This window comes from Xanthomonas arboricola pv. populi (assembly GCF_002939945.1).
GTDB lineage: Bacteria > Pseudomonadota > Gammaproteobacteria > Xanthomonadales > Xanthomonadaceae > Xanthomonas > Xanthomonas arboricola_A.
Genome location: NZ_MDEB01000001.1, coordinates 683851 through 699035 on the forward strand (window position 1 = coordinate 683851; position 15185 = coordinate 699035).

Below are 15185 nucleotides of genomic sequence, written 5' to 3' on the forward strand. Positions count from 1 at the left end.
AGATCAGCCACGTGTCGGTGGTGCCGAATCAGGGCAGACGGCGCGTACAGCTGAGTGGAGTACGTCTCTTTTGGAGGATCAAGCGTCAGCGGAACGAAAGTGCCGCTCGTGGTCGACGCAGCGCGTCCAACAAACCATTACATGCAGTCAGGTGCGCGTAGCCGCCAGAAAATGCGCGCGGTCCTGCTGGGTGCGGCGGCGGATTTCCGCCAGTGCATCGTTCTCGGTCGCTTCCAGCATGGATTCGAACAGCCGCTGGAAGTGGTTGCGCATGGCCGTGCGTGCCGCCATCGGGTCGCGTTGCTGCAGCGCCTGCAAGATGGCGGTGTGTTCGTCCACGCGGGTGGCGCCATCGTCGTGGCAGACCCGCGCGTACACCTCGCGCACGCGCGGCAATTCGTTGCGCATGCGCCAGATCAGCTGCACGCAGTGCGCCACCACCGGGTTGCCGCTGATCCGCGCGATCGCCAGATGGAAGGCGCGGTCGTAGTCGGCGGCGGCCGCATCGCTGAGCCCCGGCGCCGACAGCGCCTGGATCATGCCATTCAATTCATCCAGCTCCGCATCGGTGATGTGGCTGGCCGCCAGTGCGGCCGCTTCCGCCTCGATCACCGCGCGCGCGGCGGTCAGCTCGAACGCGCTGACATCCGGCAATGCACCCTCGTCCGAGGCCAGGCGTGGCTTGACGTACACGCCCGAGCCGATCTTGATCACGATGCGGCCTTGCGCCTCCAGCGCGATCTCGGCCTCGCGCACGGTCACGCGGCTGACGCCGAAGCGCTCGGCCAACTCGCGCTCGCCCGGCAGGCGCGAGCCGACCGGGAATTCGCCCGTGTCGATCAGCGCGCGGATCTTGGCGGCAACGGAGTGGTACAGGCGGTTTTCGGACATCGGCGACTCAAACCCTCGAGGTGATCGGCCCGGCACGCGGGTGCCGGACAGGTGGCGCGGCGGAAACCGCCGGTGGCGACGCTAGAACCGGTAGCGCACCCCCAAATAATAGCGTCGCCCGTAGGTGTTGTACTCACGGAAGCTGCCGGGCACCGGCATGTCGGAGATCCGTGGCTCATTGGTCAGGTTGGACGCCTCCAGCGACACCGACAGCTGCGCATTGAAACGGTAGCTGGCACGCAGGTCCAGGGTGCCGCTGTCGCGCACGTAGCGGTTCTGCGCCGGGGCACCGACGAACTTCTGGAAATACTCCGAGCGGTACTTGTAGATGGCCTGCAGGTCGACCGCGCCGATGGCGTAATACAGCTGGCCGGAGAATACGTGCCGCGACAGGCCGAAGATGTTGGCCGGCGCGACGATGCCGCTGCTCACCAGGCCGGTCGCCGGATCGATCTGGTCGCCCAGGCGCAGATCCTGGGTCTTGTAGTTGGAATCGGCGTAGTTGTAGCTCAGCTTGACGCCCAGGCCGTCGAACGGCGCCGGCAGGTAGGAGAAGCGGTGGGTGCCGGTCAGCTCCAGCCCGGTGAGATCGCTCTTTTGCCGGGTGGTGACGTCCTGCACCACCGGCACCACCACCGACGTGCCGTCGATGACGAAGCGCTCGTCCACCACCGTGGGCACCGCGCCACCGGTGAACTGCTTGTAGTACACCGCCGCGCTGAGCAGGGAGTCGGCATTGGGATACCACTCCAGCGACACATCCGCATTGGACGACAGCAGCGGCCGCGTGCGCGGGTTGCCGGTGGCGGTGATGCTGCCGATCGCCTCGCCGACGGTCGTGAACTCGGTTCCCGGTTCCAGGATGAAGGTGCGCCCGGCAGACAGCGCCACCAGATCCGGGCGGGCCATGGCCCGGTACAGCCCGAAGCGCAGCTGGGTCTGCTCGGTGAGGCCGATGTTGGCGTTGAAGCTGGGCAGGAACACGCGGTTGGACGCGCGCACCGTCTGCGCGGCGAAGCGTCCGGTTTCCACCAACTGGATGGTGCCGTCGGGGTTGTCGACCACGTCCAGTTCGCCGCGCAATCCCACCGAGCTCACATCGGTGCGCACCCAGCGCACGCCCAGGTTGCCGTCCAGCGGCCGCCCGAACAGCGTGCTGGCGAACTCGCCCATCACGTACAGCGCGCGGGTCTTTTCTTCCACGTCGGCGTCGGCGGTGCCGCGCGGGTCGGCATTGCGGCCGGTGTCGTCCACGCCGGTAATGGCGCCGAACAGGCAGCGGCTGTCGAAGGTGGCCCACTGCTGGATGGTGTTGCCGCTGGCGCTGGAGAGGAAATCCTCCTGCGGGAACGGTTGCCGGCAGGCCAGGTTGGCGGCGCGGATCGTGGCCGCATCGGTGACATTGCGCTCGACGCGGTCGTCCAGGTCGCGGTAGGTCGCCTCGGACAGGCGCACGCCGCCCTTGATGGAGGTGAGCAGCCCGCTTTCCGGGGTGAAGGCGCCATCGAAACGCCAGGCACGGATGGTGTGCTCGCGGCGCAACTCGTCGCGGCGCGCGCGTGCGGCCGCGCTGAAGTTGTCCGGATTATTCAGGTCGAACGCGGGATCGACCACGATCCCCGGCACATCGCCGGCATAGGTATAGGTGTAGTCCACGCGCTGTCCGTTGATCCCGGGCACGCGGTTGCCGTTGATGTCGGTGGCATTGGAGCGCAGCCGCATCAGGCGGTCGATCTCGCTGCGCTCGGTGCGCGAATACGACAGGTCGGTGGACAGCATCCAGGCCGCGTTCGGGCGCCATTCCACGCGCAGCCCGCCACCGCGATACTGCTCGTCGCGCACCTTGTAGTCGGTGGAGGACTCCACCGTGCTGCTGCCGGTGTGGCCGAGCAAGGCGCCGTTGTCGCCCACCTGGCGGTTGTTGAGGTTGCGCAAGGTTTCGGAGAAGTTGAGCTCGGCGCGGTCTTCGGTCACGGTGCGCTGCGAGTCCTGGTAATCCAGTGCCACATCCAGGCCGTCGAACGGCCGCCATTGCAGCGCGGCGAAGGCCGCGTCGCGTTGATCATGCTCGCTGATCTGGCGGTACACGCGGCTGCCGGGCGCCAGGTAATACGGCGTCCCCGCCTGCACCTGCGCCGGGGTCACGGCGGTGCAGTTGCGGCTGGCGCCCACCACCTCGTTGGCGTTGCAGGCCGTCCAGGTGAAGCTGCTGCTCATCACCTCTTCCGGGTTGGTGCCTTCCAGCCGCTGCAGGCCGAGCGAGACCCCCAGCTTGCCGGCACCGCGCAGATCGAACTGGTCCAGGTAGCTGACGGTGCCGCGCCAGCCCACGCCATCGGCGTTGCGCAACTTGCTGTCGCCATCGGCATAGGTCGCCCGCCCGTCCAGTTGCACGCGGCGCTTGCCGAATTCCAGCGGCCGCACGGTCTGCATGTTGACCGTGCCGGCGATGCCGCCTTCGACGAAGTCGGCGCGCTGGGTCTTGTAGATCGCCACGGTGTTGATGAGTTCGGAGGGGAACTGGTTGAAGTTCACCGAGCGGTCGCCGCTGCCGTTGCTGGCCTCGCGCCCGTTGAAGGTGGCCGAGCCCAGGAACGGCCCCAGGCCACGGATGGAGATCTCCGACGCGCCGCCCTTCTCGCGGTGCGTGGCCGCACCGGTGATGGTCTCGATCGCCTCGCCGATCGACAGCGCCGGCAGGTCGCCGATGTCCTCGGCCGACAGCACGTCGGCCACCACCGTCTGCTCGCGCTTGCTGTCGATGGACGACTGGATCGAGCTGCGGATGCCGGTGACCTTGACTTGGTCCAGCGTGGTGGGCGCTTGCTGCGGTGCCTGCTGGGCAGCATCGGTCTGCTGGGCCAAGGCCGCCTGTGCGCTCGTTAGTGCGAGGGCGCCCAGCAGCGCCTGAGCCAACACGTTACGGTTAATTGGTCTAGATGATTGGACTAGTTTTATATACCGCACAATTCCTCCTCCCAAAGGACGCTCGAAACCGAGCGTGGTGGAGACTCCACGCGGATCAACGCCAAGTCAATCATTTCCTCGATTTACCGGACGAGCCACCTGATTAGGCCAATTTTGTAAAAACTTTTTGTGCGTACGCAGCATGACATCAGGCGTTTCTCGCGCTTCAATAGCGAGCAACTGGACTACTATTTTGGTTGAAGATCCAGCCTGCACTGTTACCCTCGGCCATCACCGACGCGCCAGCGTCCAGGAGCACACCGATGCGATCCCCCGTCTTCCTTTCCTGCCTGTTGCTGCTGTGCGCGCCCGCCTGGATCGGCTCGGCCAAGGCCACCTCGTACCTGGTGCACGACCAGAGCGAGTACGCCGTCGCGGCGGCCGCGCTGCGTGCCGGCGATCGCATCGTGCTGGCCGATGGGCAGTGGCGTGATTTCGCCATCGTGCTGCGCGGGCAAGGCACCGCCGAGCAGCCGATCACCCTCACCGCGCAAACGCCTGGCAAGGTGATCATCAGCGGCACCTCCGACCTGCGTATGGCGGGCACCTACCTGGTGGTGTCGGACCTGGTGTTCCGCGACGGCCACAGCCCGGGCGATGCGGTGCTGTCGTACCGCATCTCCAGCAAGGAACGCGCGCGCCACAGCCGCATCACCGGCGTGGTGGTGGACGGCTTCAGCAAGCCCGCCCGCAGCGATTCGGACAACTGGGTGGCGCTGTACGACAGCGACAACCGCTTCGACCACAACCAGCTGGTCGGCAAGACCAATGCCGGCCCCACCCTGGTGGTGGTGCGCGACGCCACCCAGGGCCTGGACAATCGCCATCGCATCGACCACAACTGGTTCGGGCCACGCCCCAACCTGGGCGCCAATGGCGGCGAGACGTTGCGCATCGGCACCAGCAGCGATGCCGACAGCGCCTCCAACTCGGTGGTGGACAACAACTGGTTCGAAGGCTGCGACGGCGAGGTGGAGGTGGTCTCCAACAAGTCCGGTGGCAACACCTACCGTGGCAATGTGTTCAAGCAATCGCGCGGCGCGTTGGTGCTGCGGCATGGCGATGGCAACCTGGTCGAGCGCAACGTGTTCTTCGGCGACGGCAAGGCCGACACCGGCGGCATCCGCGTGATCAACCGCAAGCAGACCGTGCGCCACAACTACCTGGAAAACCTGGCCGGCGATGGCTATTCGTCGGCGCTGAGCATCATGTACGGCGTGCCCAACTCGCCCGCCAACCGCTACGTGCAGGTGGACCAGGCGCGCATTGAGCGCAACACCTTCGTGACCGTCAACCAGCTGTTCTTCGGTGCCGGCATGGATGCCGAGCGCACCGCCGCGCCGATCAACAGCCGCTTTGCCGGCAACCTGATCGTGGCCGCGTCCGACCCGGTGCGCGTGCTGGGCGATCTGTCCGGCATTGCGTTTGCCAGCAACCTGCAAAGCCCACTGGCATCCACCCGCCTGCCCGGCGGTGTCAACAGCCGCCAGGTGACGATGACCCGTGCCAGCACCGGTTTGCTGGTCGCCGACAACGCCACCGGCGTCGGCGCCGACCCGGCCCTGAGCTACATCGCACGCGACCAGGTGGGCGTGAGCTGGTATCCCAAGCAGGCAGCGCAGGCAGTCACCGACAGCGGCCGCCGTACGCGCGTGCGGCCGGGCCCGACCAGCCTGACCGACGCCGTGGCGCAGGCCGGCCCTGGCGATCGCCTGCAACTGGATGCAGGGCGCTACCAGGTCGATGACATCCTCGACGTGGACCGGCCACTGACGCTGGAAGGTCCGCAACACGGACGCGCGCGGATCCGCTTTTCGCAGCCGGCGCTGTTCCAGATCGCGCCCGGCGGCTCGCTCAGCCTGTCCCGGCTCGAGATCGATGGCCGCGCCGCGCCCGCGCAGCCGGGCAATGCAGTGATCCGCACCGCACCCGGCACCGCCGTGGCGCAGTACCAGCTCACGCTGCGCGACACGCACCTGCATCATCTGGACGCGCAACCCGGCTTCGATGTGATCGCACTCGGCAAGGGCAGCCTGGCCGACCACGTCCTGCTGGACAGGCTGCTGGTCGAAGACGTCTCCGGCCGGGTGCTGTCCGCGCACGCCGAGACCGACGACCGTGGCACCTACAACGTCGAACAGGTGACGGTGCGGCAGTCGCAGTTCCACCGCGTCGCCGGGCCGGTGCTGGATCTGTATCGCGGTGGCCGCGACGAAAGCACCTTCGGCCCGGTGTTGCAGGTGAGCGACTCGCACTTCACGCAGGTCGGCCGCGGCGCAGGTGCGTCGTTGCGCCTGCATGGCGTGCAGCGCATTGCGCTGCGCAACAACCGCTTCGTCGACAGCGCCGCGGTCCTGGCGCAGCGCACCACCGGCACGCCGCACCTCATCGCCAGCGGCAACCGGTTCGTCGGCACCCCGGCGTTGCATGCCGACGCAGCGGAGCCCCTGCTATGACCCGTTCCACCCGCCTGTTGCTGCTGGTGCTGGTCGGCGCCGGCAGCGCCCTGCCCTGCATCGCCGCCCCGTCACCGGCGGCCGAGCCAGCGGCGCAGCCGCAACAGCGCGCGACCGATGCCGCACCGGTGCTGGTCACCGCCCAGCAATGGCGCGACATGGCCAGCGATGGCGCCAGGCTGCCGTTGTTCGCCCGCGAACAGGCACGCGCACAAGCCAGCGTGCGCGCGGCGATGCGGGCCGGCGTGGACGTGCCGGTGCCCAGGGACCCCGGCGGCGGCGCCAGCCACGAGCAGCACAAACGCAACTACCAGGCCATCCAGGCCGCCGGCGCGCTGTACCGGCTCACCGGCGATCGCGCCTATGCCGACTATGCGCGCGACGTGCTGCTGGCCTACGCACGCCTGTATCCCACGCTGGGCGCACACCCGGCCGGGCGCGGCCAGGTGCCGGGGCGGCTGTTCTGGCAGTCCTTGAACGACTCGGTGTGGCTGGTCTACGCAAGCCAGGGCTACGACGCCATCCGCGACACGCTCAGCGCGCAGGACCGCGCCACCATCGACCGCGACGTGTTCGCGCGCATGGCGCACTTTTTGTGCGACGAAAGCGCCGACAACTTCGACAAGATCCACAACCACGCCACCTGGGCGGTGGCCGCCGTCGGCATGACCGGCTATGTGCTGCGCGACCAGGCGCTGGTGGACAAGGCGCTGCGCGGCAGCAAGCGCGATGGCAAGGCCGGCTTCCTGGCGCAGGTGGACCAACTGTTCTCGCCGGACGGCTACTACGCCGAAGGCCCGTATTACCAACGCTACGCCTTGGCGCCGTTCGTGCTGTTCGCCAACGCGATCGCGCGCAACCAGCCGCAGCAGCGCATCTTCCAGCGCCGCGACGGCGCGCTGCTCAAGGCCGTGGACAGCCTGGTGCAGAGCAGCTACGGCGGTTATTTCTTCCCGATCAACGACGCCATCCTCGACAAGGGCCTGGACACCGAGGAACTGGTGGCCGGCATCGGCATCGCCTATGCGCAGACCCACGACGCGCAGCTGCTGTCCATCGCACAACGCCAGCGCCGCGTGCTGCTGACGCCCGAAGGCCTGGCCGTGGCCAGCGCGCTCGCGCAGGACCGCGCCCAACCGTTCGCCTTCGGCAGCGTGTTGCTACGCGATGGCGCACAGGGCGACCAGGGCGCGCTGGCGATCCTGCGCAGCGGCGACGACGACGGCCAGACGCTGGTGATGAAGAACACCTCGCAAGGCATGGGCCACGGCCATTTCGACAAGTTGAACTGGCTGTTCTACGACAACGGCCAGCGCGTGGTTACCGACTACGGCGCGGCGCGCTTCCTGAATGTGGAAGCCAAGGCCGGCGGCATCTATCTGCCGGAAAACACCAGCTGGGCCAAGCAGACCATTGCGCACAACACGCTGGTGGTGAACGAGACCAGCCATTTCAACGGCGACTGGAAGGTGGGCGAGCAACACGCGCCGACGCAGCTGCTGTTCGCCGGCGGTGCCGACACCCAGATCGTGTCGGCGCGCATGCAGCAGGCCTACGACGGAGTCACCTTCACCCGCACCCAGGCCTTGCTGTCGCACCCGGAGCTGCGCCTGCCGGTGGTGGTCGACCTGCTGCGCGTCACCGCCAGCACTCCGGCACGTTACGACCTGCCGCTGCACTTCAACGGGCAGATCATGCAGGTCGGCTTCACCGCAGAACGCGCACTGACGCAACGTGCGGTGCTGGGCAAGGCCAACGGCTACCAGCATCTGTGGGTGGATGCCTCCAGCGAGGCGAGCACCGACACGCGCAGCCTGAGCTGGCTGCTCGCCGGCCGCTTCTACAGCTACCGCTTCGGCAGCAGCGCGCCTGCACGTGCGTTGCTGGTGGAAAGCGGCGCCAACGATCCGAACTTCAACCTGCGCCGCGAACCCGCGCTGATCCAGCGTGTCGATGGGCAAGCCAATGTCAGCTTCTTCGGCGTGCTGGAACCGCATGGCGAATACAACGGCACCGCCGAATACGTGCATGGGGCCAACAGCCGCATCCGCGCCATCGAGCGGGTGCGCGGCGACGATGCCGAGGTGATCGTGCTCACCCTGGTCGGCGGCAAGCGCATTGCGCTGGCGGTGGCCGACGATGCCGATGCACAACGCGCCCACCAGGTGCAGGCCGCCGGCCAGCACTACCGTTGGCGCGGCGGCTATGCGCGCTTCGATCGCGCTGCAGGTGAAAAATGAGCACCGACTCCACCTCCACCACCCGCACGCGTCCCGCGGGCAAACGCTCGGCGGTGCGCTGGCTGATCGTGGCGCTGATCGCGGTGGCCACGGTGATCAACTACATCGACCGCAACGCGCTGGCGGTGATGTGGCCGGCGATCTCGCGCGACATCGGCGCCACCAAGGAAGACTACGCGCTGCTGGTCACCATCTTCATGCTGTTCTATGCCGCCGGGCAGTTCGTGTTCGGGCGGCTGTTCGACATCATCGGCACCCGGCTCGGCTTTGCCCTGTCCATCGCGGTGTGGTCGATCTCCATCGCGCTGCATGCGGTCACGCACTCCATCATGGCGTTCTCGGTGGTGCGCGCGCTGCTGGGCATCAGCGAAGCCGGCGCCTGGCCGGGCGCGGTCAAGGCCAATGCGGAATGGTTTCCCGCCCGCGAGCGTGCGCTGGCGCAGGGCATCTTCAATGCCGGCGCCTCCATCGGCGCGATCGTCTCGGCGCCGCTGATCGCGCTGCTGTTCCTGTCGTTCGGCTGGAAGGGTACGTTCGTGCTGGTCGGCGTGCTGGGCATGCTCTGGTTGCTGCCGTGGCTGGTGATCTACCGCGCCGGGCCGGACCGGCATCCCTGGGTCAACGCGGCCGAGCGGGCGTTGATCCTGGATGCGCCCGAGGCCGGCAGCGCGCCGCCGCCGGCCTACCTGCCCACGCTGCGCCAGCTGATGTCGCACCGGCAAAGCTGGGGGATCGTGCTGGCGCGGTTCTTCCTGGATCCGATCTGGTGGCTGTTCGTGTCGTGGCTGCCGATCTACCTGGCCGAAACCTTCCACTTCGACATCAAGCAGATCGGTGCGTTCGCCTGGGTGCCATTCGTCGGCGCGATGCTGGGCAGCCTGTGCGGCGGCTGGCTGTCCGGGCGCCTGATCGCAGCCGGCTGGAGCGTGGACCGCGCGCGCAAATGGACCATCACCCTGGGCGGCGCCATCATGGCGCCGGCGCTGCTCGGCGCCGTGCAGGCGGCGGACCCGCGCATGGCGGTGCTGACCATTGCCGCGGTGCTGTTCGGCTTCCAGATCGCCATCGGCAATATCCAGACCCTGCCCGGCGACCTGTTCGCCGGTAAATCGGTCGGCTCGCTGGCCGGTATCGGCGGCATGGCCGCGGTGGCCGGCACCCTGATCACCACCTGGCTGGTCCCGGTGATGACCGCAACCTCGTACGCACCGATGTTCATTCTGGTCGCCGCGCTGGTGCCGGCCTCGCTGGCCGCGCTGTGGCTGGTCACCGGCCGCATCCACCGACTCGACGCAGCGGGCACCTGAGCGTGCCCGCTGCCTACCCCGCTTTCCCCACACCAACAGGACATACCCGCATGCATTTCCACGACAAGGTCGCCATCGTCACCGGCGGTGGCCGCGATATCGGCCGCGCCATCTCGCTCAAGCTGGCTGCGGCCGGCGCCAAGGTCTGCATCAACTACGCCAACGACGACGCCAGCGCGCGCGACACGCTGGCGCAACTGCAGGCCGCCGGCGGCCAGGGCATCCTGCACCGCGCCGACGTCACCGATGCCACCGCCGTGGCCGGCCTGCTGACCGCCACGCGCACCGCATTCGGCCAGCACATCGATGTGCTGATCAACGTGGCCGGCGGCATGCTGGCGCGCAAGCCGCTGGCCGACATCGACGAGGCCTTCTTCCATCAGGTGATGGACCTCAACCTCAAATCGGTCTACCTGACCACCCAGGCGGTGGCGCCGCATATGCGCGAAGGCGGCGCGATCGTCAATTTCGCCTCGCTTGCCGGGCGCGATGGCGGCGGGCCGGGCGCGGCCATCTACGCCACCGCCAAGGCGGCGGTGATGACGTTCTCGCGCGCGATGGCCAAGGAGCTGGGCCCGCGCGGCATCCGCGTCAACGCACTGTGCTGCGGCATGATCGCCACCCGCTTCCACGACGACTTCACCAAGCCGGAAGTGCGTGCCTTCGTCGCCAATGCCACCCCGCTACGACGCGAAGGCCGCCCCGACGAAGCCGCCGATGCGGCCTTGTACCTGGCATCGGATGCGGCCAGCTTCATCAATGGCGCCAACCTGGACGTCAACGGCGGCGTGTTCTTTTCCTGATCGACAAAGGAGGCTTGCGCATGGCCTGGCGATGGATGATGACTGCGACGCTGAGCGTCTTGCTGGCGGGCCCGGCCACTGCACACCCCGCACCACGCTGGGTGCCGGCCTGGATCGCCTCGGCAACCCCGGACCGACTCGACGGCGGCGCCGACACGCCGCTGCACTTTGCCGATGAGACGGTGCGCCAGGACATGCGCCTGGGCAGTGCGGCGGTGGCCTTGCGCGTGCGCATCAGCAACGAGCTGGGCACCGCGCCGCTGACCATCGGTGCGGGCACGGCGCGTCTGCCCGGCGGCACCGGGGCCGCGCAACCGCTGCGCTTCGATGGACGCGCCAGCGTGACCGTGCCGCCCGGTGGCGTGCTGCTCAGCGACCCGGTGCCGCTGCGCGCACCGGCATTGGCCGAGGTGGCGGTCAGCCTGTATTTCCCCACGCCGGCGCGCCCGGCGGTACGCCGCACGGCAGTGCGGGTGGTCAAGGGCCAGGCCGAGGTGCCGGACAGCAAAGCGCTGGCGTATCGCCAGAACGTCATCTCCGCCCTCTACGCACAACCGCCCCATCCACGCCAGACGGTGGTGGTGGCGCTGGGCGATTCGATCACCGAAGGCGCCACCGCCACGCGCGGCGCCAATGGCGATTGGCCGGCCCTGCTGGCCAGGCGGCTGGAGCAGCGTTGCCCTGGCAGCGTGGTGGTGCTCAATGCCGGCATCAGCGGCAACAAGCTGCTCGACGATGGCCGCAGCCCCAGCGCACTGTCGCGGCTGGATCGCGACGTGCTGTCGCTGCCCGGCGTGGACCAGGTGATCGTGTTCGAAGGCATCAACGACATCCGTCACAGCGGTCCGCCGGATGCGATTACCGGTCGCACTGCCGCCGACATGGTGCTGGGGTATCGCCAGCTCGTGGCCCGGCTGCAGCAACACGGCATCGCCGTGATCGGCGCCACGCTGACGCCGTTCGGCAACTCCGATCGCTACGAGCCGGTGGCGGCGGCCACACGCCAGACGCTCAACGGTTTCATCCGCGATGGGCAGGCATTCGATGCGGTGATCGACTTCGACGCCGCGCTGCGCGACCCGGCCAGGCCGGAGTGGCTACCTGCCGCACTGACCCGCGACTTCCTGCATCCCAACGACGCCGGTTACCAGCGCATGGCCGAGTCGGTGGACCTGTCGTTGTTCTGCAAGGCCCGCTGAGTCGGCAGTCGCCACGCAGTGGCGCGCATGCGCCGAGCGGGCTGCCACGGTGATGCGGCGGCACGGCCGGCGTGCACGCCGCCTGTCTTTAGCTCTGGCGTTTTTTCAAGATACTGATGTCGCCGGAGGTCTCCAGGATCGCCATGTCGATATCGGCATCGTCGCGGCAATCGGCCTTGCGTTTTGCCACCTCGAAATCGGCATAGCTGACATTGTGGCGGACCAGTTCCTTCCAGTAGATCTCGCCACCACGCGCCAGCAGCGCAGGGGTGCCCTGCACCCAGGTATCGATCCGCCGGCTGCGCGCGGTGGCCATGCCCACCAGCCAGTTCAACACCAGCAAGGTGACCGCCAGAATCATGCCGCCCAGCAACGAGACGTCCTTGCCGATCAACGAGTTCTGTACCGCAGTTCCCAGCAGCACGATGAGCAGCACGTCGAACGGCGTGGATTGGCCTAGCGCGCGTTTGCCGGTCATGCGCGTCAACAGCAGGACCACGGTATAGACCGCTACCGCACGCAGCACGAACTCCCACCACGGCATGTCAAGGTGCATCATTTCGTAGAAGCGCACGCGTGTCTGCACGTCCAGCATCGTTTGCCCTGACCGCCGTTGATAGATTGCGCACGCTAGTGCGGAAACGGTGAAGGCGCTGTGCTGTTGCCATTGTTGCCGGGACAGCCCGCTCGGCACCCATCGTGCACCGCATCACGGCTTTTCGCTGGCGATCCGTTAGCGTCTGGCCTGGACAGACGGGGATGGCGGGCATGGGGACGGGGATCACGCGTCGCAGGTTGCTGCTGGGGACCGCTTCGGCAGCAGTGTTGGCACAGGTGCCGGTGGGGTTTGCGCTACCGCGTCGTGCGGCCGGGGCGTCGGCCTTTATCGATGCGTTGATCGCACGCATGAGCGCGGAGGAAAAAGCCGGGCAGCTGACGCTGTCCGGTTCGGCGCAGCAGACCGATGCGGCGGCGGCGGCCAATCCGGTCGATACCATGCCCACGGCCGAGGGCCAGCTCGCCGCTGCGCGCGCCGGGCGAGTGGGCGGCATCTTCAATGGCTCCAATGTGCTGTGGCATCGGCAGTTGCAGCAGGCCGCGCTGCAGAGCCGCTTGAAGATTCCGCTGCTGTTTGCCGCCGATGTGATCCACGGATTCACCACCGTGTTTCCGGTGCCGTTGGCCGAGGCCGCCAGCTTCGAGCCGGCGCTGGCGCAACGCACCGCGCGTGCCGCCGCACTGGAAGCCAGCGCGGTCGGTATCGACTGGACGTTCGCGCCGATGGTGGATATCGCGCGCGATGCGCGCTGGGGGCGCGGCGTGGAAGGCAGCGGCGAAGACGTGCTGCTCGGCAGGCGTTTTGCGCAGGCACGCGTGCGCGGCTTCCAGGGCGAGGGCCTGAATCATGCCGACGCACTTGCAGCCTGCCCCAAGCATTTCGCTGCCTACGGAGCCGCCGAAGCGGGGCTGGACTACAACACCGTCGACATCTCCGAGCGCAGTTTGCGCGAACTCTACTTCCCGCCGTTCCAGGCCGCGTTCGATGCCGGCGCAGTGACCACGATGGCGGCGTTCAACGAGATCGCCGGCATCCCTGCCACGGCCAATCGCTGGTTGCTGAGCGAGGTATTACGCGGCGAGTGGGACTACCGCGGCCTGGTGGTCTCAGACTACACAGGCGACCTGGAATTGATCGGGCACGGGGTTGCCAGCGATGCGCGCGAGGCAGCCAAATTGGCGTTCCTGGCCGGTGTGGACATCAGCATGCAAAGCGGGCTGTATCTGCAGCATCTGCCCGAGCTGGTCGCCGCCGGCGAAGTGACGATGGCGCAACTGGATGCATCGGTGCGGCGCGTGCTGCAGTTCAAGGCCGAACTTGGACTGTTCGACGATCCGTTCCTGCGCATCGTGCCGGCACGCGCACAGGCGCGGCAGCGACGCGCCGAAACGCTGGCACTGGCACGCGAGGCGGCGCGCAAATCCATCGTGCTGCTCAAGAACGATGGCGAGCTGCTGCCGCTGAAGACGCAAGGGCAACGCATCGCGTTGATCGGGCCGATGGCGCGCAACTGGACCGACACCGCCGGCCCATGGAGCCTGTTCGGCGGCGACGACAGCGGCAACGACCTGGCCACCGCACTGCGCGCGCGGCTGAGCGACCCGAGCAGCTTGCAGGTGGTGGAAGGCTGCGACTTCGAACATGGCCTGCCCGGCGGCGTGCAGGCGGCCGTCACCGCAGCGGCATCCGCCGATGTGGCGGTGCTGGCGATCGGCGAGCCGATGCGCTACTCGGGCGAAGCGCAGTCGCGCAGCGAGATCGTCATCCCGTCCGGGCAGCAAGCGCTGCTGGCGGCCGTGGCGGCCACCGGTACGCCGGTGGTGGTGGTGCTCAGCAATGGCCGTGCGCTGGTGATCGATGGCCCGGTACTCAAGGCACCGGCCATTCTGGTCGGCTGGTTCCTGGGCTCGGCATCGGGCGCCGCGCTGGCGGACATCCTGTTTGGCGAGCACGGTCCGTCCGGGCGCCTGCCGGTGAGTTTTCCGCACACCGCCGGGCAGGTGCCCTATAGCTATGCGCACAAGCCCAGCGGCCGTGCCGACCCGCGCCCGGATGCCTTGCAGCCGTTCAAGACCCGCTACCGCACCGCGCCCAATGCCGCGTTGTTTCCGTTCGGGCACGGCCTGACCTATGGCCGCATCGAATACGGCGAACTGCGCCTGAGCGATGCACGGCTGGCAGCGACCGGCAGCCTGCGCATCAGCGCGCGCATCCGCAACCGCGGCACCCGCGATGCCGAGGAAGTGGCGCAGCTCTACCTCCGCGACCGCAGCGCCAGCGTCACCCGCCCGGTGCGCGAGCTGAAGGACTTTCGCAAGCTGGCGGTGCCGGCAGGCGGCAGCGCGGTGGTGGAGTTCGTGCTGCGCCGTGAGGACCTGCTGTTTATCGGCCAGGCATTGAAGACGACGGTGGAGCCTGGCGTATTCGATCTCTGGGTGGCGCCCTCTGCAGAGGCCGAGGGCGTGTCTGCGAGTTTTGAATTGATCGGCTGAGCGCTAGCCGCAATCGGAATGGCTCAGCTGAGGGGATGGATGTAGGGCGTGTCTCGCTAACGCAGAGGGCATCGCGCACAGATCGGCTCGGGAACATCCCCATTGCGCTGACGCTCACGCTATCGGTCGTCTTTAGAGGTGACTGGGTCTTGAGGGGGGATTGGACGGTGCGTGAGCCTCGGTACAGCGGACGATCTGCGGGTTTGCTGCAGGGCCCTCGCCCGCCCACCATCGCGGGACACGCTGCAAGTACGTCCCTGTAAGCTCTTAC

The 15185-nt window shown here is 67.8% G+C and carries 9 protein-coding genes; 6 read left to right on the forward strand and 3 right to left on the reverse strand.

Annotated features, from left to right (window positions below; all coding sequences use genetic code 11):
* Positions 1–147: 147 nt before the first annotated feature.
* Together XaplCFBP3123_RS03225 and XaplCFBP3123_RS03230 are read right to left on the reverse strand one after the other, a co-directional pair.
* Positions 148–891: a FadR/GntR family transcriptional regulator gene (locus XaplCFBP3123_RS03225; RefSeq protein WP_104532764.1), complete on the reverse strand. Its 744-nt coding sequence runs from the start codon at positions 889–891 to the stop codon at positions 148–150.
* An 81-nt stretch (positions 892–972) separates the two neighbouring features.
* A complete protein-coding gene (locus tag XaplCFBP3123_RS03230; RefSeq protein WP_429001606.1) occupies positions 973–3858 on the reverse strand; it encodes a TonB-dependent receptor in 2886 nt (961 codons plus the stop codon).
* A gap of 263 nt (positions 3859–4121) precedes the next feature.
* Here XaplCFBP3123_RS03230 and XaplCFBP3123_RS03235 point away from each other — a divergent pair, with 263 nt between their 5' ends.
* Genes XaplCFBP3123_RS03235 through XaplCFBP3123_RS03255 form a run of 5 tightly spaced genes read left to right on the forward strand, consistent with a single transcriptional unit; the run spans position 4122 to position 11863 of the window.
* On the forward strand, positions 4122–6314 hold the full coding sequence (locus XaplCFBP3123_RS03235; RefSeq protein WP_253254122.1) for a polysaccharide lyase 6 family protein: 2193 nt from the start codon (positions 4122–4124) through the stop codon (positions 6312–6314).
* Positions 6311–8554 carry an oligoalginate lyase gene (locus XaplCFBP3123_RS03240; protein WP_104532766.1) on the forward strand — a complete coding sequence of 748 codons (2244 nt, stop codon included), beginning with the start codon at positions 6311–6313 and terminating at the stop codon, positions 8552–8554. Before XaplCFBP3123_RS03235 ends, XaplCFBP3123_RS03240 begins: the two co-directional genes overlap by 4 nt.
* Complete coding sequence (locus XaplCFBP3123_RS03245) at positions 8551–9861, forward strand: MFS transporter (RefSeq protein WP_104532767.1); 1311 nt, start codon at positions 8551–8553, stop codon at positions 9859–9861. Before XaplCFBP3123_RS03240 ends, XaplCFBP3123_RS03245 begins: the two co-directional genes overlap by 4 nt.
* Before the next feature lie 50 nt (positions 9862–9911).
* The gene (locus XaplCFBP3123_RS03250) at positions 9912–10664 is read left to right on the forward strand and encodes an SDR family NAD(P)-dependent oxidoreductase (RefSeq protein ID WP_104532768.1); all 753 of its coding nucleotides are present in this window, start codon (positions 9912–9914) and stop codon (positions 10662–10664) included.
* A 20-nt stretch (positions 10665–10684) separates the two neighbouring features.
* Positions 10685–11863, forward strand: coding sequence for an SGNH/GDSL hydrolase family protein (locus tag XaplCFBP3123_RS03255; protein ID WP_253254123.1), 1179 nt, complete (start codon positions 10685–10687; stop codon positions 11861–11863).
* An 88-nt stretch (positions 11864–11951) separates the two neighbouring features.
* Here the strand turns inward: XaplCFBP3123_RS03255 and XaplCFBP3123_RS03260 are convergent, their stop codons facing one another.
* Positions 11952–12458, reverse strand: a complete 507-nt coding sequence (locus XaplCFBP3123_RS03260) for a DUF421 domain-containing protein (protein WP_104532769.1) — start codon at positions 12456–12458, stop codon at positions 11952–11954.
* A gap of 173 nt (positions 12459–12631) precedes the next feature.
* Between XaplCFBP3123_RS03260 and XaplCFBP3123_RS03265 the strand changes: the two genes are divergently transcribed.
* Positions 12632–14914 carry a glycoside hydrolase family 3 N-terminal domain-containing protein gene (locus tag XaplCFBP3123_RS03265; RefSeq protein ID WP_104533266.1) on the forward strand — a complete coding sequence of 761 codons (2283 nt, stop codon included), beginning with the start codon at positions 12632–12634 and terminating at the stop codon, positions 14912–14914.
* The last annotated feature ends 271 nt before the right edge of the window (positions 14915–15185 follow it).